Here is a 21516-nt window from a genome sequence, read left to right on the forward strand (position 1 = left end):
GTTCCGGACGGGGGCGGTCCGCGCCCGGCCGGGTGCGCCGCCCGCCGGCCGCGGACGGCGCACCACCGGAGTCAGGCCGCGTCCACGGCTGCCCTCCTCGCCGGCCGGTCCGAGATCACGTCGTCGACCAGCCCGTAGTCCCTGGCATCCCACGCGGTGAAGATCTTGTCTCGCTCGGTGTCAGCCCGCAGCCGCTCCACACTGTGGCCGGTGTGCGCCGAAAGGATCTCTTCGATCTCGCTGCGCACCCGCAGCACCTCGGCGGCCTGGATCTCCAGGTCGGCGGCCTCCCCCTGGCCCTCGCTGGAGGGCTGGTGCAGCAGCACCCGCGAGTGGCCCAGCGCCATCCGCTTGCCGGGCGTGCCCGCCGCGAGCAGCACCGCCGCGCCCGAGGCCGCCTGGCCCATGCACACCGTCGCCACGTCGGCGCGCACGAACCGCATCGTGTCGTAGATGGCCGTCACCGCGGAGGTGGAGCCGCCGGGGGAGTTGATGTAGAGGCTGATGTCGCGCTCCTCGTTCTCATGGTCGAGGTGGAGAAGCTGGGCCATCGTCACATTGGCCACGCCGTCGTCGATCGCCGTTCCCAGGAAGATGATCCGCTCCGAGAGCAGCCGGCTGAAGACGTCGTAGGACCGCTCGCCCGAGGGCGTGCGCTCGACCACCACCGGAACCGTGTACTGGCTCATTTCCGCCCCTCCTCGGAGTCCGGCCGGTCGGCCCCGCCGTCGCGCGCTGCGCCCCCGTGCTTCTGCTGCTGCTCAGCTCGCGCCGACGCCGCGGCATGGGTGATCCCCGGCGCGTGGTCGGCGCCGAACCCGAAGCGGCGCGCGGTGTCGCCGCCCAGTTCGGCCACGCTGTCGACGACGCGGTCGACGAACCCGTACTCGCGGGCCTGCTCGGCGGTGAACCAGGCGTCGCGGCGCTGGTCCTCGACGATGCGCTCCACCGGCTGGCCGGTGTGCCGTGCGATCAGCTCCTGCAGGGACTTCTTGGTGTGGGCCAGGTTCTCCGCCTGGATGGCGATGTCGGCGGCCGTGCCGCCCACTCCGCCGGAGGGCTGGTGCATCATGATGCGGGCGTTGGGCAGGCTGTAGCGCTTGCCTGGGGTACCCGTGCACAGCAGGAACTGGCTCATGCTTCCGGCGAATCCCATGACGAGGGTGGCCACGTCGTTGGGGATGAACCGCATGGTGTCGTAGACCGCCATACCGGCGTGCACCGAGCCGCCGGGGCTGTTGATGATCAGCGTGATGTCCCGCTTGGGGTCGTCTTCCGCGAGCAGCAGCAGTTCCGTGCAGATGCGGTTGGCGACGGCTTCGTCCACCTGGGTGCCGAGCACCACCATCCGGCCGTGCAGCAGCCGGCTGGCGATCTGGTCGTCGAACGTCGCGGCAGCGCCGTCGGCGGCGAGCCGCGGCAGCGCCGATGGTTGAGTCGAGAGCACTTCTCCTCCTCGATCGGTTCCAAGGCCGGAGCCCGACGGGTGGCCACCACATCGTCCGGACGTCACCAGCCTGCGCTCGGTGGCGCCGGGGAATCGACCTTTTCTGCCCTCGGGCGATCTGCCGCAAGCAGAGCCCGCTGAGGTCGGTGCGGGGAGGACGGGGTGGGATGCGGGGGAGGGCCGGGGCGTTGGGGCACCTGTGGCGAGACGGCGCCGCGCTGCGCGCACGGGTGCGCTCGGCGCAGCGCGGCGCCGCCGGAACGAGTCTCCACTGACTCCTCGGGATCATTCATGCGGGTGGCGGCCGCCGAGTGGCGGCGGGTCAGCCGGTCTCGACGCCCGACCGCGCGGTGCCGGGCGGAGTCTCAGGCGACTCGGCGCGCTCCCACGAAGTGCCGGTTGTAGTAGCCGGTCATCTTGGTGATCTGGACCTTTTTACCGGAACCCGGCGCGTGGATCATGCGGCCCTTTCCGATGTACATTGCGACGTGCTCGGGGCCGGGATAGAAGAAGACGAGATCTCCGCGCTGGAGCTTCGACCGCGAAACCGATCGCCCTTGGTCGAACTGGGTGTAGGTGGTGCGGCTGATGCTCTTTCCGGCCTTCTTGTAGGCGTACTGCACGAGCCCGGAGCAGTCGAAGGCCCGCGGGCCTTCGGCACCGTACCGATAAGGCTTTCCTTTTTGGTTCTTTGCGTGTTCGACCGCTGTCCTGGCGATACTCGACGCTTGGTGCACCCTTTCCTCGGCCACCGCAACAGCGGTGGAACCGAGACCGAATGCGGCGAGCACCGCCAGGGACGATAACGTCAGCGCCACCCGGGCCATGGTGCCCGGTCTGCTTCCACGCTTCACCGAGTCGCATCCTGCTGTCGCGTTCATAGTTCCCCCGTATTCTCGCTTCCCCGAATCATCGTGACCCGGGACACAGTTCCACAGGGAAACACAGGGTTCATCCGGAACTGCTCTTATCGGTGCATTGGCGTGTCGCGGCGAATTCGCCTGCCGTGTAAGCGGAGAGGAGTCTCGGCGTGGAGGTTCCGTCGGTGATTCCGAGGGATACGTGAACTTTGGTGATGGATATCGGGACAGTTCCGATTTTCCGGTGCGTCTCCCGTCCCCTCCCGGCCGCCCCGCGCCGCACCGGCGACGCGCCACGCGGCTCCGGCTGCCCTCACTCGTCCAGCCGCTCGGCCGCTCCCCCGCCCGCTGCTCCTTCGTCCAGGCAGCGCTCGATGATGCCCGTGAGGCGCCGGGTCAGCGCCTGCGGGTCGTGTTCGATCAGGGAGTCCGCGCCGCCCATCCGGCGGACGTTGCCGATGCCGATCAGGAGGCCGGCCACAAGCGTCGCGCGCGTGCGGGCGTCGGCTCCGCCGATGTAGTCGGACAGCGGCCCGATGATGGCGCTCTGCAGCCGCTCCTCGAACACCGACCGCAGGTCCGGGTCGCCGATGGAGTGCATCAGCGCCCGCTGCAGCGGCGTTCCCTCGCCCAGGGTGCGGTGGACGACGTGTTCGGCGACGCGCCGGGGCAGGGTGTCGCGGTCGCCCTCGAAAACCCCGGGGAACGAGGCGTCCTCGGCCACCACCTCGGCGAGCAGGCCGCGCTTGGCCCCGAAGTATCGGTTGATCAGGGCGACGTTGACCCCGGCCTCGGCGGCGATGCGCCGCGAGGACACCTGCGCATAGCCCTCCTGGGTGAACAGTTCACGGGCGCTGGCGAGGATGCGCTGGCGCGTGGCCTCGCGGTCGCGCACACGCCCTGGGCAGGAGCCGTCGGCGTCTGTGCGGTTCATCGGGCTCCCCTGCTGTGGCCGCGGAGTCCCTGCTCAGCGCGGCTGCTCGTGCGCGGTTCACCGCACTATAACGCCTCCGCTTGACAAGTCAACACTGTTTACTTATACCTGGAGAGGAGATTGCCACCGGACCGCCCCGAACCTGGAGGGCGGTCCGTCGTGTCCGGTCCCGGTCGAATCCCGCGCGCCTCGGTTCCTACGCGCCTGCGCCGGGGCCGCTGCAACAGCAACAAACGGGGCGACGGACAGGAGATCCCGAACGTGGAGCAACGCTTAGGCGCAGTGGACCGGCGGACCGCGGACGTGCCGGGGGAGCACACCGCGGGGGAGGCCGCCGAGGAGGCGCCGGCGAACTACTCGCGGCGCCAGATCATCGAGATTCTCATCGGCCTGATGCTGGCCATGCTCACGTCGATGCTCACCACCTCGATCGTGGGCACGGCGCTGCCCACCATCGTCGGCGAGCTCGGCGGCCAGGACCGGCTGTCCTGGGTGGCCAGCGCCACCCTGCTCACGATGACCGCCTCCACACCCGTGTGGGGAAAGCTCTCCGACGTCTGGGGCCGCAAGCTGCTGTTCCAGATCGCGCTCGTGATCTTCATCACTTCATCGGTCGCGGCCGGGTTCGCCGACGACATGACGTGGCTGATCGCCGCGCGCTTCTTCCAGGGCATCGGTACGGGCGGACTCGCTGCGCTGCCCCAGATCATCCTCGGCGACGTGGTGGCCCCGCGCGAGCGCGGCCGCTACTCCGGCTTCCTGGGGTCGGTGTTCGGCGTGGCCACGGTCGGCGGACCGCTGCTCGGCGGATTCCTGGTCGACAGCCCGCTGGGCTGGCGCTGGTGCTTCTTCATCACCGTGCCGCTGGCGGTGGTGGCGTTCATCGTCATCCAGCGCCTGCTCAAGCTGCCTGCGCGGCCCCGCTCGGAGAACCGCATCGACTGGCGGGGCGCCACCTGCATCGTCGGCGCCGCCAGCGCGGTCATGCTGCTGCTGAGCCTGGGCGGGCAGGAGTTCGACTGGCTGTCGACTCCCTCCTACGTGCTGATCGCCGTCGCGGCGGTGCTGTTCCTCGGGGCCGTGCTGGTGGAGCGGCGCGCGCAGGACCCCATCCTGCCGCCGCACCTGTTCCGAAACGGCACGTTCGTGCTCGGCTCCCTCGCCTCGGCCGCGGTGGGCATGAGCATGTTCGGCGTGATGATCTACCTGCCGCAGTACCTGCAGATCGTGCAGGGGCTCAGCCCCACGGCCTCGGGCCTGATGACGCTGCCGATGGTGCTCGGCCTGCTGACGGCCTCGGTCACCTCGGGCTTCCTTGTCAGCCGCACCGGCAAGTGGAAAGTCTTCCCCGTAACCGGCACCGTGCTGATCGGCACCGGGTTCTTCACCCTGACGTTCCTGGACACCGAGTCCAGCCTGGTCCTGGTCGGTTTCGGCGTCTGCCAGATCGGCCTGGGCCTGGGGATGTGCATGCAGATCCTCATCCTGGCGACGCAGAACGCGGTCAGGCGGGCCGACCTGGCCTCGGCCACCTCGGCGGTCTCCTTCTTCCGCAACCTCGGCGGCGCCATGGGTGTGGCAACCTTCGGCGCGGTGATGACCAACCGGCTGCACGGCGAGATCGCGGAGTTCGCCGAGCGTACCGGCGGGTCCTCCGGCTCATCGGACCTGTCGAGCGGGGTGAGCGGGTCGCCCGAGGCGATCCACGCGCTCCCGCCCGCGGTGCAGGACGCGGTGATCAGCGCGTTCAGCAACGCGATGCACACCGTGTTCACTCTGGGGATGCCGATCGCGGTGGTGGCCTTCGTGGTCGTGCTCTTCTTCAAGCAGATCCCGCTGCGCTCGGGACGCTGAGCCTGCCGCAAACCGCGGGACGGACCGCAGCGGAGCGGGGAAGCACCGTCCGCTGCGGTCTGCTTCCGTTGTGCGGACACGGCCCGCGTGCGGCGGCGATGCGCCGTGCGCGGGGGCGCGGCCGCCTGCCGGGCGAGTCGAGGACACGGGCAGCCGACCCCAGGCAGCGGGCCGGGACCACGATGGGACGACGGCACCAGCCGCTATCAGCAGGGGATCAGAGGTAGCGCCGGAAGCCCTCGGCCGAGTTCTCGAAGCCGATCGCGGAGTAGAACGCGTGTGCCCCGGCGCGGCTCTCGTGCGAGAGCAGTTCGACCTTGTAGCAGCCGGCTCGGGAGGCCCGGTCGACCGCCTCCTCCATCAGTGCCCGCCCTACACCGGCGCGTCGGCACGCCGCGTCCACCACCAGGTTGTCGGCCACCGCCCACGACTGCGCGTCGTGCGTGAGGTTGGCGACCACCAGCAGGTCCACGGTCCCGATGATCTGGCCGCGGCGCTCGGCGACCAGGACCTGGCGGTCGGGGTCGTTCTCCATCCGGGTCCATGCGCGCACGGCGGCGGAGGACATGCGGACGGTGCTGGTCTGCGCGGGGGTCGCGTCGCCGAGTTCGCGTAGGAGCCGCAGAATCGCACCGAGGTCAGACCGGATGGCCGAGCGGATAATCATGGCTTCCGGCATCGTAGCCGACACCGGGTCGAAGACCGACGTCGCCCCTCAGGCCTGGACAAACAGCACGGAGCGGGGCGCTCTGGGCGCCCCGCTCCGGTAACGACATGAGCGAGTCCAGTCCGGTCCGGCCGACGTCGCGGTCCGCGCGGGCTGGGTGCGCACGCGATGGACACTCCGCCGGGTGCGCGGACCGCACCGGGTCACGGCTTGATGATGCGCACTCCCTCAGTGCCCTCGGCGTCGTCGGGCTGGGCCGGCGGCGCGTCGGAGCGCTGATGCATGGCCGTGATACCCGGGTCGTGGGCCGGCTGCACAGGCTGCGCCTGCTGGGGCTGGCCGCTCTGGTTCGGATGCTGCTGCGGTGGCTGCTGTTGCGGCTGCTGCTGCACCTGCGGCGGCTGCTGCTGCTGAGGTGCGGGACCCGCGTAGGGCGCCCCCTGCGGCCGCGGGGCCTGGCGGACCGGCTGCGAGGCTGCTGCCTCGCCCTGCTTTCCGGCCGGCGGCTCCGGGTTGAGACGGACGGTTGATTCGTCGGCCACGTCCAGCTGCTGCGCGGCGGGGCCGGTGTTCACGGTGGCGTCGTCCGGCCCCGACTGCGCGGACCCGGAATGGGCGGCCTGCGGACCGGAAACCGGAGCCTGGGCCCCGGAGTCGCCGCGGGCCTCCGCCGGAGGCTGCTGCGGCGAGGCGGTCTTCGCCTGCTGGTCGGCGGGCTGGTGGCTCTGCTTCTGCTGACCCTGGCCCTGCTGCCCGGCCTGGGCCTGCTGCGGCTGCCGACCCTGCTGGCCCTGCGAAGGCTGCTGCCCTTGCCGGTCCTGCTGCCCCTTCTGCGTCGGCTGAGCCGGTTGGCCCTGCCGGTTCGGCTGCCCCTGCTGCGACTGCTTCGCAGGTTCGGACGCCTCCTGCTCGGCCGCGACCTCGGCTTGCGACAGCCCTGCCTCCAGCGGCCCCGACTTCTTCTCGGCGTCGAGGAGTTCCGCCAGCGTGCCGTGCATGTCGCCGAGCCTGCGCACCGCCTCGTTGTGCGTGGCCGTAAGTGTGGCCAGGCGGCGGTCGGCCGTATCGTTGATCTTCTGCGCCCGGGCCTCGGCATCGGTGACGCGACGCTGGGTCTCGTCTTCGACCTGTGCCCTGAGCTGCTCGGTCTCCTGCTTGGCCGCCGCGACCATCTCCTGGGCCTCGGAGCGCGCGCTGGAGAGTACGCGCTCGGCGTGCTCCTCGGCGTCCTTGACCCTCTTGGCCGACTCTTCCTCGGCCTTGCCGCGGATGGCGTCGACCTCGCTGTCGACCTTGCCGCGCTTCTCCTTCGCCTCTTCCTCTGCTATGCGAAGGATCGTGGACATGCGTTCGCTGATCTGTTCGTGCTCGGGCTTGACCGCGGCCTGTTCCTTGGCCTCGGCCAGCTCGCGGCGGAGCTGCTCCAGCTCGTCGTGGGCGCGCGCCAGCCGCTCCTGCAGATCGCGGGTCTGGTTGTGAGTGCGCACCACGTAGTCGTCGACCTGGCGCTTGCTGTAGCCCCGCTTCTCGGTCGGGAAGGCTTCCTCGCGTAGGAAGTTCGGCAAGATCTCTGCGCTGTGCTCGTTCATGTCCTAATCAACCAGGTTGGCTGCCAATGGGATGGTGGCCGGACTCCCTGCCTATCATTCCCATAACACCCGGAAAACACGTCAATGACATTCATTCCTCAAGCTTGGCGGTGTGATGGGAAACCGCAACAGAGACCCGTATCGCGTGCGAAGTGTGACGTAGTGAACACGAGGGGAGGCGACTACGGTAGTGCCGAGTGCACCTCCTGCTCAATAGCGTGGGCGGATCGTGCGCGTTTGGGGCGTGCCGCTGGGGCCGCCGTGCTCACCGCACTACTAAGGTATGCCCGTTCACGGCGGCGCGGGGCCGGTGTCCGCCTTTTCCGGCGTGCCTCGCCGGTCGGCCCGCAGCCAGGGAGGTGCACGTGTCCGCTCCGTACGTCGGAGACGCCCCGTTCGGTGAGCCCCAGATCCATCCCGACGCCTGGATCGCGCCCGGCGCCGTCGTCGTCGGGCGCGTCCGTCTCGACGCTCGGAGCAGCGTCTGGTACGGCTCGGTCCTGCGCGCCGACACCGAAGACATCGTCATCGGCCGGATGTGCAACATCCAGGACCAGTGCGGGCTGCACTCCGACCCCGGTGAGCCCGCGGTGCTGGCCGATCGCGTCAGCCTCGGGCACAAGGCCATGGTGCACGGCGCGGAGATCGGCGAGGGTGCGCTGATCGGCATCGGCGCGATCGTGCTGGGCGGCGCCCGCGTGGGCGAGGGCGCCCTGGTGGCGGCGGGAGCGCTGGTGCCGCCGGGCAAGGAGGTTCCGGCGGGCACGCTGTGGGCCGGGCTGCCGGGCAAGGTCGTGCGCGAGCTCACCGACGAGGACCGCGCGGGCTTCGCCGAGACGCCTGAGAAATACGCCCGCTACGCCGACCGCCACCGCGAGGTCACCTGGCTCAGCGTCCCTCGCGGCCGGGGGCGGGATTGAACATCCGATGACCTGAGGCCGCGCTCGTCCGCGCGGCCCCTCCTTCGGCTCCCGCGGCGACCCCGCGCCCGCGTCCCGCGGGATTGCTTCCGCCGAACGCACATGCGTGTCCGCATTCGGGTTAACGGCGGAGGAAGGAGCGAAGGGGGCGAAGCGTGATGCGGCCGTCGGAGAGATCCGGGAGACGTCCCGCGCCGCTGGGGCGCTGGGCCCGCATGGGGCAGTGGATCCGCCGTGCCCGCCGTGAAGGCCACGAGCGCAACACCCTGCTGTTGATCGGCAAGAGCACTCTGGCCGCCACAATCGCCTGGGTCGTCTCCTACAACGTGCTGCAGGCCGCGGCACCCGCGTTCGCGCCGTTCTCGGCGGTGCTGATGATCCAGGTGACGATCTACCAGTCGATCGCCCAGTCGGTGCGCTACCTCGGAGCGGTCGGGGCGGGGGTGGCCGTGCAGGGGCTGATCGGGTTCCTGGCCGGGCCGGGCCTGGTGACGTTCGCGGTCGTCACGATGGTCGCGCTGGTGATCGGGCGCTGGCCCCGGCTGGGCTCGCAGGGCTCTCAGGTGGTCACCGCCGCGTTCTTCGCCTTCGCCATGTACGTCATGGCGACGAGCACCGTCGAGCGCGCCACCCAGCTCGGCTCGATCCTCCTGCTGGTCCTCATCGGTTGCGCCATCGGCGTGCTGGTCAACCTGGTCGTCGTACCGCCGATGCGCTTCCGCAGCGCCGAGCACGGCGTCCGCTCGCTGGCCCACGCTGTGTGCGACCTGCTTTCGGACATGCACCCTCCGCTGCGTGAAGGAGAGCTGATCCAGGAGCGGACGGGACAGTGGCGCCAGCGTGCGAGCCGGCTGGACTCCACCGTGGCCCAGGCGCACAGCGCGGTGCGCACCGCCGAGGAGAGCGTCTACTACAACCCGCGGCGCTTCCTGCTGCGGCGCCGAATCCCCACGTTCTCCGGCTACGTGGGCGCCGTGCAGGCACTGGACCGGATCTCCTACCAGCTGGCCTCCGTCACCCGCACTCTTGACCAGGCCGCATCCTCGCAAGAGGGGCGGCCGGAGAGCCCCGGATTCCTCGAACGCTACGCGGACTTCCTCGCCGCGCTCGCCGAGATCACCGCGAAGCTGAGCGAGCTCGACGAGAAGCACATCGCCGAACAGGTCGAGGAGCTGACATCCCGGGCCGGGCAGTCCAGGGAGTACGCGAGCCGGCTGTCCGAGGGCGACGAGGGCGACGAGGGCGTCACGGTCAGCGTCACCGGCGGTTCGAGCCCTTACGCCACCCTGCTCGTCGAGGCCTCCCGCCTCCAGGAGGAGTTCGAGCACGCATGCGACCTCCTCAAGCGCTCCGTGGAGCAGGAACGGTCGCGGTGAGGCGGTGCGGTCAGCTGTCGGGCCGCCGAACCCTCGTCGATCTTGTAGCCATCGTGAAGGAAAGCGATTTCCGTTTGCGATGGCTACAAGATCGACGGTGCTGTGCCGGTTGCGGCCGTGCTACCGACCTCCCCGAGCATCACGCCTAGCCGCTCGCGCCGTCGAGCGGGCAGGGAGCCTCGCGGTCCCATTCGTTGGGTGAGCAGGCGACGACCGAGACGAAGGCGCGTTCGTCGCCGCCCACCTGGTACTGCCAGGTGACGTCGCGGCCGTCGGCGATGTCGCGCAGGGCCGCGGCGTAGCGGCGGTCGCCGGGCGTCCAGTGGGCGGCGGCGTCCTCGATCTCGCGGCTCACCCGCTCGTACTGCGCGAGCATCCACTTCGCGGCGCCTGCGGGGTCGTCCCAGGTGCCCGCGACCATGTCGGCCGGCTTACGCAGCCACCAGCACATCTTGGCGGGGGGTACGTCGGCGGTCGCGAACCGGGGACCGTCGATGTGGGCGTCGCGTGCCCGGCGCGAGCGGTCGTCGTCGGACCCGCGCCAGAAGTAGCCGTGGTAGTGCACGTGCCGATGTTCGCACGCGGTGATCGGCCTGACCAGCTGGACACCCTGCGGCGCGCTCGTCCGAGCGCGCGGCGGGCGGGGAGCCGCCGGACCGCGGCGCCCGTCCCGCCTGCACCGCACCGCGGTCCGCCGGGCACGGGGTGCCGAAGTACCGGTCCTAGTCCTCTCGGCGCCCCGGGACCGTGCGTGTATACCGCCGGATGACTACTCGAACGTGGTTCTGAGAATGGCCCGTCTGGGTCATGCGGCGGTGAGCTACCGGGACGTAACCTTCGTCCAGCGGGATGTCTCCGGCGGGATCCCACGTTGGTCGGCGGTCCGACCCGGGGATACACGTGGCCGGACGGTCGCCTCCCGCGTTCCCTTGTCCCGCGCGGGGCGCGCCCCTGCGGTGCTCTCGATGGAGGTGGGCGCGGATGTATGCCGACGTACACCTTCACGACCACGTGGCGATGGCGGAGATCGAACTCTACTCCGAGCTGCTCATCGCGGTCGCCGGTGCGGACCGGCGGCTGACCTTCGAGGAGATCGACATCGTGCTGGGCGTGCGCGCGCCGGTGCCCGAGCAGGCCAGGCGCTGCCTGCCCGGCCCCGCCGCCGAACCGCACTGCGCAGGCTGATCCGAAAGCTGCGCCCCGCCCGCCGCGTCGGCGGTCCGGCCGGCGCAGCGGGGCCGCGCCCCGGGCGGCGGCCTGCCCGGAGCGCGGTCCGGCCGCGCCGGCCGGACCGCATGTGCGGCGGGGACGGCCGGTCGGACGGTCAGGCCGTCTCCTTCTCCTCCTCGCCCGCGGGGGCGGCGTCGCTCTTGACGGAGCGCAGCAGCAGCTGGGACACGTCGACGACCTCCAGCGACTCCTTGGCCTCGCCCGCCGACTTCTTCTCGTTGATGGCGTCGCCCAGCATCACCTGGCAGAAGGGGCAGGCGGTCGAGACGGTGTCGGGGTCGGTGGTCAATGCCTCGTCCACGCGCTCGGTGTTGATGCGCTTGCCGATGCGCTCCTCCATCCACATGCGCGCGCCGCCCGCGCCGCAGCAGAAGCCGCGCTCCTTGTGCCGGTGCATCTCCTTGGTGGTGATGCCGGGGACCTGCGCCATGATGTCGCGCGGCGGCGTGTAGACCTTGTTGTGCCGGCCGAGGAAGCACGGATCGTGGTAGGTGATGTTCTCCTCGATCGGCTGGACCGGGGTGAGCCGTCCGTCCTCGACCAGCTTGGCCAGCAGCTGGCTGTGGTGGACCACGTCGTACTCGCCGCCGAGCTGCGGGTACTCGTTGCCCAGCGTGTTGAAGCAGTGCGGGCAGCTGGCCACGATCCTGGTGACCCCCGCCTCGTTCAGGGTCTCGACGTTCTGCTGGGCGAGCATCTGGAAGACGTACTCCATGCCCAGCCGCCGCGCCGGGTCGCCGGTGCAGGCCTCCATGCCGCCCAGGACCGCGAACTTCACGCCTGCCGTGTGCAGCAGCTCGGCGATGGCCTTGGTGGTCTTCTTCGCGCGGTCCTCCAGGGCGCCGGCGCAGCCGACCCAGAACAGGTACTCGGTGCCCTCCGGCAGCGTGTCCTCCACCACCGGGACCTCGAAGTCGAGCTCGCCGATCCAGTCCATGCGCCGGTCCTCGGCCATGCCCCAGGGGTTGCCCTTGTTCTCCAGGTTCTTCAGCAGCGTGTTGGCCTCGGAGGGGAAGCTGGACTCGATCATCACCTGGTAGCGGCGCATGTCCATGATGTGGTCGATGTGCTCGATGTCCACCGGGCACTGCTCGACGCAGGCACCGCAGTTGGTGCAGGACCAGAGCACGTCGGGGTGGATGACGCCGCCCTCCTCCTCGGTGCCCACCAGCGGCCGCTGGAGAAGCGTGAGCACGTCGGTGTCCGCGTGTGCGGCATCCTCCTTGGCCTTCTCCTCCAGCGTCTCCGCGGTGATGCCCTGCATGAGGTAGGGAGCCTTGGCGTAGGCGTGCTCGCGCAGGTCCATGACCAGCTTCTTGGGCGAGAGCGGCTTTCCGGTGTTCCAGGCGGGGCACTGCGATTGGCAGCGGCCGCACTCGGTGCAGGTGGAGAAGTCGAGCAAGCCCTTCCAGGTGAAGTCCTCGATCTTGCCGGCGCCGAAGGGGTCCTCGTCGGGGTCGGCTTCCTCGAAGTCCAGCGGCTGCTTGCCGGTCTTGTCCATCATCGGCTTGGCGGCGCCCAGCGCCGGAGCGCCCCCGGCGTCGCGCTTGAAGTAGATGTTGAACGGCGCGGTGAACCGGTGCCAGCCGATGCCCATGGTCAGCACCGCGGCCAGGACCATGAAGAACATCCAGGAGATGACCAGCTTGAACGCGGCGACCAGCGCGAGGGTCGGCTCACTGGCGGGCAGGATCGCGCCCAGCGCGTGCGAGACCGGTGTCGCCCAGACCGGGAACGGGAAATCGTCCAGGGCGACCTTGATCCCGCGGATCACGAAGATGGCGGCCAGCAGCGCGACGATGTAGGCCTCGACGTAGTAGGCCGTCCAGTGCACGGAGTTGGCGAACCGGGAGTCGCGGCCGCGCCGGCGCGGGCCCCTGATCTGGCGGTAGACGGCCAGACCCGCGATGGCGACCAGTGCCAGCGCCGCGATGAGCTCGATGGCCAGGCCGTAGACGGTCCAGTCGTGGATCAGCGGCAGGTGGAAGTGCGGGTCCCACACCTCGCCGTGCGCCTCGGCGACGGTGAACACCAGCAGCGGGAAGGACACCATGACGAACCAGTGGGCCACACCCACCCAGGGCCGCTTGAGCATCCGGTTGTGTCCGAGCACCTCGAGCAGCGTGGTCGTCAGTCGCCGGCCGAACGGCCCCGTGCGCCCGCTCTCCACCGGGCGGCCCAGACGCACGGTCTGCACCATCCGGCGGATGCCGAACGCGAACATGGCGACCCCGACCACGGCGACGAGGGTCGTGATGATCCCCAGAACGATGTAGAGCATCGCCCGCGGCCTCCCATCCTGCTGTCCTGCTCCGATGCGCCACACATCGGCGGTCCACCAAATGTTACTAGTCAGTAATGCCGGACGGGTCCATCGCCCCCGGTTCAGGCGCTTCGACGGCCGCGGGCTCCAACGGTAGAGGTCCGCGCGCCACCGCGAATCGGCGGGTTCACCTGCACCGCCGCGCCGGTCGGCGGTGCGGCCCCGCTTCCATCATCGCCCGCGCGTGCGACCGGGCTGACCGGGCTCGCCGATGCGCCGTGCCCGCCCCCGCGCCCGGTCGCGCTCGCGGAGGTGCTGTGCGCAGTCGGCGGCGGCAGCCCGGCCGGCCCCGGCCCGCCCCTGACGCGCCCCTGAGATCCGCCCGGACTTCCCTCGACCGGCTCCCGCGGCGGGAACAAACGCCGTGCTTCCAGCCGTTATAGGGGCGGAACCAAAGATTGAGTCCCAGCGACTCAAGTGATTTGACAGCAGGCGAACCGCGAAGCAAACTTACGCCTGTACGACTCAACTCTGACGGAGGAACGAACTCATGGCACGTGCGGTCGGTATCGACCTGGGGACGACGAACTCGGTCGTCTCGGTCCTGGAGGGCGGCGAGCCCACGGTCATCGCCAACGCCGAAGGCGCCCGGACCACCCCGTCCGTCGTTGCCTTCGCCAAGAACGGCGAGGTGCTCGTCGGCGAGGTCGCCAAGCGCCAGGCGGTCACCAACGTCGACCGGACCATCCGCTCGGTGAAGCGCCACATCGGCACCGACTGGAAGACCGAGATCGACGAGAAGTCGTTCAGCTCGCAGCAGATCAGCGCGTTCGTGCTGCAGAAGCTCAAGCGCGACGCCGAGGCCTACCTCGGTGAAGAGGTCACCGACGCCGTCATCACGGTGCCGGCCTACTTCAGCGACTCCCAGCGCCAGTCCACAAAGGAAGCGGGCACGATCGCGGGCCTCAACGTCCTGCGCATCATCAACGAGCCCACCTCCGCGGCCCTGGCCTACCACCTGGAGAAGGAGGGCGAGGCCACCATCCTGGTCTACGACCTCGGCGGCGGCACCTTCGACGTGTCCCTGCTGGAGGTCGGCGACGGCGTTGTCGAGGTGAAGGCGACCAACGGCGACAACCACCTCGGCGGCGACGACTGGGACCAGGCCGTCGTCGACTGGCTGGTCGAGCGCTTCAAGAACTCCAACGGCGTCGACCTGTCCAAGGACAAGATGGCGCTGCAGCGGCTGCGCGAGGCCGCCGAGAAGGCCAAGATCGAGCTGTCCAGCTCCAGCGAGTCGGCCATCAACCTGCCCTACATCACCGCCTCGTCCGAGGGCCCCCTGCACCTGGACGAGAAGCTGAGCCGGGCCGAGTTCCAGCGTCTGACCTCCGACCTGCTGGACCGCACCAAGTCGCCCTTCCACCAGGTCATCAAGGACGCCGGCATCAGCGTCGACAAGATCGACCACGTGGTCATGGTCGGCGGTTCCACCCGCATGCCCGCGGTCGTGGAGCTGGTCAAGGAGCTCACCGGCGGCAAGGAGCCCAACAAGGGCGTCAACCCCGACGAGGTCGTGGCCATCGGTGCCGCGCTTCAGGCCGGCGTGCTCAAGGGCGAGGTCAAGGACGTCCTGCTGCTGGACGTCACCCCGCTGTCGCTGGGCATCGAGACCAAGGGCGGCGTGTTCACCAAGCTGATCGAGAAGAACACGACCATCCCGACCAAGCGCTCGGAGATCTTCACCACCGCGGACGACAACCAGCCCTCGGTGCAGATCCAGGTCTACCAGGGCGAGCGCGAGATCGCGCAGTACAACAAGAAGCTGGGCGTCTTCGACCTGAGCGGCCTCCCGCCGGCGCCCCGCGGCGTGCCCCAGGTCGAGGTCACCTTCGACATCGACGCCAACGGCATCGTGAACGTGACCGCCAAGGACATGGGCACGGGCAAGGAGCAGTCGGTCACCATCTCCGGCGGCTCGGCCATGAGCAAGGACGACATCGACAAGATGGTCCGCGAGGCCGAGGAGTACGCCGAGGAGGACCGCAAGCGCCGCGAGGAGGCCGAGGTCCGCAACAACGCGGAGTCCCTCGTCCACCAGACCGAGAAGGTCATCAAGGACAACGAGGACAAGATCCCGGCCGAGGTCAAGTCCGAGACCGAGGGTGCCGTCGGCGAGCTGAAGACGGCGCTGGAGGGCACCGACATCGAGGCCATCCGCCAGGCGAGCGAGAAGGTCGCGCTGGCGAGCCAGAAGATCGGCTCCTCCATCTACGGCCAGGGCCAGCAGGGCGGCGGTGAGGACGCCTCGGCCGGCGCTCAGGACCAGTCCGACGACGGAGACGTCGTGGACGCCGAGATCGTCGACGAGGACAAGAAGGACGGCAACGCCTGATCGGCCGAGAGGCAAGGCAAGGGAGGCGCAGCCAATGGCGCTGCCGGAGAACGAGAACGGCGAGGAGCAGCAGGGGCCGGTGATCCGCGACAGGCGGCGCATAGATCCCGAAACCGGTGAGCTCCGTACGCCCGAGGGGGCCGAGGGTGCCGCTCCCGACTCCCCCGAGGCCGCAGTCGAGGCCGACGAGGAGCCCGTCGTCATCGACGGGACCGTCGAAGGGGGCGAGCTCCTCAAGACCCGCGAGCAGGTCGTGGAGCTGACCAACGACCTCAAGCGGATCCAGGCGGAGTACGCCAACTACCGAAAGCGCGTCGAGCGCGACCGGGTGGCCCTGCGCGAGCAGGCGACGGCCCAGGTGGTGGGCGACCTTCTGCCGATCCTGGACGACATCGGCCGGGCGCGTGAGCACGACGAGCTCACCGGCGGATTCAAGTCCGTGGGTGAGGCGCTGGAGGCGCTGGTCACCAAGCTGGGGCTGAAGAAGTACGGCGAACAGGGCGAGGAGTTCGACCCGAACGTCCACGAGGCCCTGACCATGGTGCCTTCGCCCGACGCCGAGGTGCCCACGGTCATCGAGGTCTTCCAGCCCGGCTACCTCATCGGCGAACGGGTCCTGCGCCCGGCACGCGTGGTGGTGGCCGGACCCGGGGAGGATGCCGCTGAGGCTCCGGATTCCGCCGGAACCGATCAGGAGGCCGAGCCGGGCGGCTCCGCGGAGGAGCCCGGCCCCGACTCCTCCGGCGGGGCCGGTGAGGACAGGAAGTAGACCGTCGAGCCCCGGGCGCCGCGCGGCGCCCGGGGCGCGCGGCCACAGGGCCGCCCCCCGGTCGGATGCGGGGGCGCGGTCGCGGGGACAATCCGACCCACAGCGCGAAGCGGGAGAAGGCAGACGTCGATGAGCACGAAGGACTACCTGGAGAAGGACTACTACAAGGTCCTCGGAGTCTCAAAGACCGCCTCGCAGGACGAGATCAAGCAGTCCTATCGCAAGCTCGCGCGCGCGAACCACCCCGACGCCAACACCGGCGACGCACAGGCCGAGGAGCGCTTCAAGGAGATCTCCGAGGCCTACAACGTGCTCAGTGACGAGAAGCGGCGCAAGGAGTACGACGACGCCCGCTCCCTCTTCGGCGGTTCCTACCGGCCCGGTGGCAGCACCGGCGCGGGCGGGTTCGACCTGGGCGACCTGTTCGGCCAGGGCCAGGGCGGTCCCCAGCCCAGCGGGGGCGGCGAGCGGCTGAGCGACCTGTTCGGCGGCCTGTTCGGCGGGCGCGGCCGCACCACGACCCAGCCCCGGCGCGGGGCCGACATCGAGACCGAGACCCGGCTGACGTTCAGCGAGGCGTCCGCCGGAGTTACCCGGTCCTTCCAGCTCAGCAGCGACGCCGCGTGCCCCACCTGCAAGGGCACCGGCGCCCGGGCGGGCACGGCTCCGCGGGTGTGCCCGAACTGCTCGGGTACCGGCCACGAGAACCGCAACCAGGGCGGGTTCTCGCTTTCCGAGCCGTGCGGCAAGTGCAAGGGGCGCGGCCTGGTGGTCGACGACCCCTGCCCCACGTGCAGCGGCAGCGGGCGCGGTAAGAGCACCCGAACGATCCAGACCCGGATCCCCGCGGGTGTCTCCGACGGCCAGCGGATCCGGCTCAAAGGCAAAGGCGCGCCGGGCGAGCACGGCGGACCGGCCGGAGACCTCTATGTGGTGGTACATGTGCAGCCGCACCCCGTGTTCGCCAAGTCCGGCGACAACCTGACGATCACCGTTCCGGTGACCTTCCCCGAGGCCGCGCTCGGCGCCGACGTGCGGGTGCCCACCCTCAACGGCCTGCCCGTCACGGTCAAGATCCCACCGGGCACGCCCAACGGCCGGACCTTCCGGGTTCGCGGCAAGGGCACGGCCCGGCGCGACGGGACCGCGGGCGACATGCTGGTGACCGTCGAAGTGGCGGTTCCCGACCGCCTCAACGAGGATGCGCGCGAGGCGCTGGAGAAGTTCCGCGCCGCGACCGCGGACCAGGACCCGCGCAGCGGTCTGGAGACACGCGCGAAGGGGATGTGAATGTCATGAACGATCCCGGGCTGGGTGACGACATCCCGGTCTACGTGATCTCGGTGGCCGCTGAGCTGTCCGGACTGCATCCGCAGACGCTGCGCCAGTACGACCGTCTGGGCCTGGTCTCGCCGGGCCGGGCCTCCGGCCGGGGCAGGCGCTACTCGATGCGCGACATCCGGACGCTGCGGGAGGTGCAGCGGCTCTCCCAGGAGGAGGGGATCAACCTCGCCGGGATCAAGCGCATCCTGGAACTGGAGATCGAGGTGGAGAAGCTGCGCGAGCACCTGTTCCACCTGCACAACGAGCTGGACGCGGCCCGCTCGGCGGTGGCGCGGCGCTCGTCGGGCGAGGCCGGCGGCGGCGAGCTGCTGCCGGTGCGGCGCGCACGGGTGACGATCTTCAACACCTCCACTCCGCCTGAGCAGGACCGGTAGCCGGTCCGGCCGGACCGCGACGGCCGACCGGAACCGGGCGGGCGCCGAGGCGGTCGGCGCCCGCCCGTGCCCGGGATTCGGGCGCGAGCGCTGCCGCCGCCCGGCGGGCCATCAGGCACAACCGCATAGCGATCACGCGCGAAGGGGGCGGCGACGCATGAACTACAAACTCACCACGAAGAGCCAGGAGGCCGTGGCGGCGGCGATGCGGCGGGCCACCACGGACGGCAACCCGCAGGTCGAGCCGGTCCATCTGCTCGCCGCACTGCTCGACCAGGGCGAGGGGATCATCCGCCCGCTGCTCAAGGAGGTCGGCGCGGCTCCCGACGACCTCACCGCCAAGCTCGGGCAGACGCTGACCGGGCTGCCCAAGGCCGCCGGCAGCACGGTGGGCGCGCCCCAGAGCTCCCGCCAGCTGATCGTCTCGCTGAACACCGCTGCCCAGCGCGCCCAGCAGATGGAGGACGAGTTCGTCTCGACCGAGCACCTGCTGGTGGGCCTGGCCGCCGACGGCGGCGAGGCGAGTCGGCTGCTCAAGGACGCCGGCGCAACGCCCGAGGCGCTGCTCGAAGCGTTCGAACGGGTGCGCGGCCCGGGCCGGGTCACCACTGAGAACCCCGAGGACACCTACCAGGCGCTGGAGAAGTACGGCGTCGACCTCACCGGCCGGGCGCGCTCGGGTGCTCTGGACCCGGTGATCGGCCGCGACTCCGAGATCCGCCGGGTTGTGCAGGTGCTTTCCCGGCGCACCAAGAACAACCCGGTGCTGATCGGTGAGCCCGGCGTCGGCAAGACCGCTGTGGTCGAGGGGCTGGCGCAGCGCATCGTGGCCGGCGACGTGCCCGAGTCGCTGCGCGACAAGCGGCTGATCGCCCTCGACCTGTCGTCGATGGTGGCCGGAGCCAAGTACCGCGGGGAGTTCGAGGAGCGCCTCAAGGCCGTGCTCACCGAGATCAAGGAGAGCGACGGCCAGATCATCACCTTCATCGACGAGTTGCACACCATGGTCGGCGCCGGCGCCGCCGAGGGCGCCATGGACGCGGGGAACATGCTCAAGCCGATGCTGGCCCGCGGCGAGCTGCGCATGGTGGGCGCCACGACTCTGGACGAGTACCGCGAGCGCATCGAGAAGGACCCGGCGCTGGAGCGCCGCTTTCAGCAGGTGCTGGTCGGCGAGCCGTCGGCCGCCGACACCATCGCGATCCTGCGCGGCCTCAAGGGCCGCTACGAGGCGCACCACAAGGTGCAGATCGCCGACGCGGCGCTGGTGGCCGCGGCCACGCTGTCGGACCGCTACATCACCGCCCGCTTCCTCCCCGACAAGGCCATCGACCTGATCGACGAGGCCGCCTCGCGGCTGCGCATGGAGATCGACTCCCGTCCGGTGGAGATCGACGAGCTGCAGCGCACCGTCGACCGGCTGAAGATGGAGGAGATGGCGCTGGACAAGGAGTCCGACGCCGCCTCCCTGCAGCGCCTGGAGCGGCTGCGCGCCGACCTCGCCGACCGGCAGGAGGAGCTCAACGCGCTGGTGGCCCGCTGGGAGCAGGAGAAGGCCGGGCTGAACCGGGTCGGCGAGCTCAAGGAGCGCCTGGACGGCCTGCGCACGCAGGCCGAGCGCGCCCAGCGCGACGGCGACTTCACCGAGGCCTCCCGGCTGATGTACGGCGAGATCCCGCAGCTGGAGAAGCAGCTGGAGGAGGCGTCCCACGCCGAGGAGGAGCAGGGGCCGGCCTCCGACGCGGAGCCGACGATGGTCAAGGAGGAGGTGGGCGCCGACGACGTCGCCGACGTGGTGTCCTCGTGGACCGGCATCCCCGTCGGCCGGCTGCTGGAAGGCGAGACCGCAAAGCTGCTGCGCATGGAGGAGGAGCTGGGCAAGCGGCTGGTCGGCCAGCACAAGGCGGTGGCCGCGGTGTCCGACGCGGTGCGCCGCGCGAGGACCGGCATCTCCGACCCCGACCGCCCGACCGGCTCGTTCCTGTTCCTGGGCCCCACGGGCGTGGGCAAGACCGAGCTGGCCAAGGCGCTGGCCGAGCTGCTGTTCGACGACGAGCGCGCGATCGTGCGCATCGACATGAGCGAGTACTCGGAGAAGCATTCCGTTTCGCGGCTGGTGGGCGCGCCCCCCGGCTACGTCGGCTACGAGGAGGGCGGCCAGCTCACGGAGGCGGTGCGTCGGCGGCCCTACACGGTGGTGCTGCTGGACGAGGTGGAGAAGGCGCATATCGAGGTCTTCGACACGCTGCTGCAGGTCCTCGACGACGGGCGGCTCACCGACGGCCAGGGGCGCAGCGTCGACTTCCGCAACACGCTGCTGGTCCTGACGTCCAACCTCGGCTCGCAGTTCCTCGTCGACCCCGCTCTGGCGAGCGAGGACCGGCGGGAAAAGGTCATGTCGGTCGTGCGCAGCACGTTCAAGCCGGAGTTCCTCAATCGGCTGGACGACCTGATCGTGTTCGAGGCGCTGTCCACCGACGAGCTGACGCGCATCGTCGACCTGCAGGTCGACCGCCTGGCCGCGCGGCTGGGAGAACGGCGGCTGGAGCTGGAGGTCACCCCGGCCGCCCGCGAGTGGCTGGCGCTGACCGGCTATGACCCGGTCTACGGCGCACGGCCGCTGCGCAGGCTGGTTCAGGCCGCGATCGGCGACCCGCTGGCCAAGGCGATGCTGGCGGGGGAGCTGTCCGAGGGCGACACGGTCGTCGTCGACCTCGACGAGGACGCCGACGCCCTCAGCGTCCGCCCCGCGGCCCGGCCCGAGCCCGCCTCGGCCTGACGCCGCCGAGCGCGGCGCCGCTCCCGAAGCGTCGGCCCCGGCACCGTGTTCGGCGGTGCCGGGGCCGACCCCGTTGAAGGGAGGATGGAGAGGCGGGGCGCGCCGCGGGGTGGCGCCGCGGGGCGGCGCCGTGACCGACCCCGCGTGTCAGAGCACGTCGGAGTCGTCCCGGATCGACTGCCGGGTGCGGTCGCGGCGGACCACCATGAAAACGATGGTCAGGACGACCACCGCCACACCGGCGACCATAAAGATCATGCCGATGGCGTCCAGGTCGAGTCCGGCGATGTCCGCGGTGATGCCGTACGCGAGCACGGCCCCGATGACCACCAGGAAGATGCCGAGTCCGATTCCCATTCGCTGCCTCCGCGCCGCGTCATTTGCGATCCCGTTGCCTACTACTACCCGTTCGCCGACGCGCCATCCCGCGAGCTGGGCCACGTATCGGCGGCGGCCGGGAAAGCGGGGGAGCCGGCACGGTCGCGGCCGCGGGATGCACAACGGCCCGGTGCGCAGGGGGTGTGCGCACCGGGCCGGAAGACCGGGGCGGTTGTGCCGCCCCCCGGGCCGGATCGATCGGGCCGGGCCCCTAGATCGTTGATGGGGGTTGTTGGGTGTCCCGGGTCAGTGGTCGTAGGCGATCAGAGACCGTTTGACCGGGGCGTCGATGAGCCAGTTGTGCCAGATCGCGGCGTTGAGGGCGCAGATGCGCTGG

Annotated in this window: 18 protein-coding genes; 9 read left to right on the forward strand and 9 right to left on the reverse strand. The window is 70.3% G+C overall.

Going from position 1 to position 21516, the window contains the following annotated elements:
- Nucleotides 1-71: 71 nt before the first annotated feature.
- From RM446_RS21975 to RM446_RS21990, 4 genes are all read right to left on the reverse strand, one after another.
- Nucleotides 72-689 (reverse strand): ATP-dependent Clp protease proteolytic subunit, encoded by a 618-nt coding sequence (locus RM446_RS21975; protein ID WP_311547296.1) that lies wholly within the window; start codon nt 687-689, stop codon nt 72-74.
- A complete protein-coding gene (locus RM446_RS21980) occupies nt 686-1447 on the reverse strand; it encodes a ClpP family protease (protein ID WP_398695677.1) in 762 nt (253 codons plus the stop codon). The genes RM446_RS21975 and RM446_RS21980 overlap by 4 nt, the downstream gene beginning before the upstream one ends.
- 365 nt (nt 1448-1812) lie before the next feature.
- Complete coding sequence (locus tag RM446_RS21985) at nt 1813-2328, reverse strand: C40 family peptidase (RefSeq protein WP_311547297.1); 516 nt, start codon at nt 2326-2328, stop codon at nt 1813-1815.
- A 292-nt stretch (nt 2329-2620) separates the two neighbouring features.
- Entirely contained in the window at nt 2621-3241 is a 621-nt protein-coding gene (locus RM446_RS21990) for a TetR/AcrR family transcriptional regulator (RefSeq protein ID WP_311547298.1), read from the reverse strand.
- Nucleotides 3242-3502: 261 nt separating this feature from the next.
- Here RM446_RS21990 and RM446_RS21995 point away from each other — a divergent pair, with 261 nt between their 5' ends.
- On the forward strand, nt 3503-5095 hold the full coding sequence (locus RM446_RS21995; RefSeq protein WP_398695679.1) for an MDR family MFS transporter: 1593 nt from the start codon (nt 3503-3505) through the stop codon (nt 5093-5095).
- A 217-nt stretch (nt 5096-5312) separates the two neighbouring features.
- Here the strand turns inward: RM446_RS21995 and RM446_RS22000 are convergent, their stop codons facing one another.
- Together RM446_RS22000 and RM446_RS22005 are read right to left on the reverse strand one after the other, a co-directional pair.
- Complete coding sequence (locus RM446_RS22000; protein WP_311547299.1) at nt 5313-5762, reverse strand: GNAT family N-acetyltransferase; 450 nt, start codon at nt 5760-5762, stop codon at nt 5313-5315.
- 203 nt (nt 5763-5965) lie between these two features.
- Nucleotides 5966-7351 (reverse strand): prolipoprotein diacylglyceryl transferase, encoded by a 1386-nt coding sequence (locus RM446_RS22005; protein WP_311547300.1) that lies wholly within the window; start codon nt 7349-7351, stop codon nt 5966-5968.
- Nucleotides 7352-7716: 365 nt separating this feature from the next.
- On the opposite strand from RM446_RS22005, the gene RM446_RS22010 reads away from it, so the two are divergent.
- Both RM446_RS22010 and RM446_RS22015 read left to right on the forward strand, forming a co-directional pair.
- Complete coding sequence (locus RM446_RS22010; RefSeq protein WP_311547301.1) at nt 7717-8271, forward strand: gamma carbonic anhydrase family protein; 555 nt, start codon at nt 7717-7719, stop codon at nt 8269-8271.
- 215 nt (nt 8272-8486) lie between these two features.
- A complete protein-coding gene (locus RM446_RS22015) occupies nt 8487-9647 on the forward strand; it encodes an aromatic acid exporter family protein (RefSeq protein WP_311547302.1) in 1161 nt (386 codons plus the stop codon).
- 145 nt (nt 9648-9792) lie between these two features.
- Here RM446_RS22015 and RM446_RS22020 read toward each other — a convergent pair whose 3' ends face one another.
- A complete protein-coding gene (locus RM446_RS22020) occupies nt 9793-10212 on the reverse strand; it encodes a hypothetical protein (RefSeq protein WP_311547303.1) in 420 nt (139 codons plus the stop codon).
- Between the two features lie 416 nt (nt 10213-10628).
- Here RM446_RS22020 and RM446_RS22025 point away from each other — a divergent pair, with 416 nt between their 5' ends.
- Entirely contained in the window at nt 10629-10832 is a 204-nt protein-coding gene (locus RM446_RS22025) for a hypothetical protein (RefSeq protein WP_311547305.1), read from the forward strand.
- A gap of 139 nt (nt 10833-10971) precedes the next feature.
- Here RM446_RS22025 and RM446_RS22030 read toward each other — a convergent pair whose 3' ends face one another.
- Nucleotides 10972-13158, reverse strand: coding sequence for a (Fe-S)-binding protein (locus RM446_RS22030; protein ID WP_311547306.1), 2187 nt, complete (start codon nt 13156-13158; stop codon nt 10972-10974).
- Nucleotides 13159-13690: 532 nt separating this feature from the next.
- Here RM446_RS22030 and dnaK point away from each other — a divergent pair.
- From dnaK to clpB, 5 genes are all read left to right on the forward strand, one after another.
- Nucleotides 13691-15535, forward strand: a complete 1845-nt coding sequence (gene dnaK, locus RM446_RS22035; RefSeq protein WP_311547307.1) for a molecular chaperone DnaK — start codon at nt 13691-13693, stop codon at nt 15533-15535.
- Nucleotides 15536-15569: 34 nt separating this feature from the next.
- A complete protein-coding gene (grpE, locus tag RM446_RS22040) occupies nt 15570-16304 on the forward strand; it encodes a nucleotide exchange factor GrpE (RefSeq protein ID WP_311547308.1) in 735 nt (244 codons plus the stop codon).
- A 129-nt stretch (nt 16305-16433) separates the two neighbouring features.
- On the forward strand, nt 16434-17594 hold the full coding sequence (dnaJ, locus tag RM446_RS22045; protein ID WP_311547309.1) for a molecular chaperone DnaJ: 1161 nt from the start codon (nt 16434-16436) through the stop codon (nt 17592-17594).
- A 5-nt stretch (nt 17595-17599) separates the two neighbouring features.
- Nucleotides 17600-18022 (forward strand): heat shock protein transcriptional repressor HspR, encoded by a 423-nt coding sequence (locus RM446_RS22050; RefSeq protein ID WP_311547310.1) that lies wholly within the window; start codon nt 17600-17602, stop codon nt 18020-18022.
- Nucleotides 18023-18179: 157 nt separating this feature from the next.
- Complete coding sequence (clpB, locus tag RM446_RS22055) at nt 18180-20801, forward strand: ATP-dependent chaperone ClpB (RefSeq protein ID WP_311547311.1); 2622 nt, start codon at nt 18180-18182, stop codon at nt 20799-20801.
- 147 nt (nt 20802-20948) lie between these two features.
- On the opposite strand, the gene RM446_RS22060 is transcribed toward clpB, so the two are convergent.
- Nucleotides 20949-21158 (reverse strand): DUF6458 family protein, encoded by a 210-nt coding sequence (locus RM446_RS22060; RefSeq protein ID WP_311547312.1) that lies wholly within the window; start codon nt 21156-21158, stop codon nt 20949-20951.
- Between the last annotated feature and the right edge of the window lie 358 nt (nt 21159-21516).

The sequence above is a fragment of the Streptomonospora wellingtoniae genome (assembly GCF_031845375.1).
Lineage (GTDB): Bacteria > Actinomycetota > Actinomycetes > Streptosporangiales > Streptosporangiaceae > Streptomonospora > Streptomonospora wellingtoniae.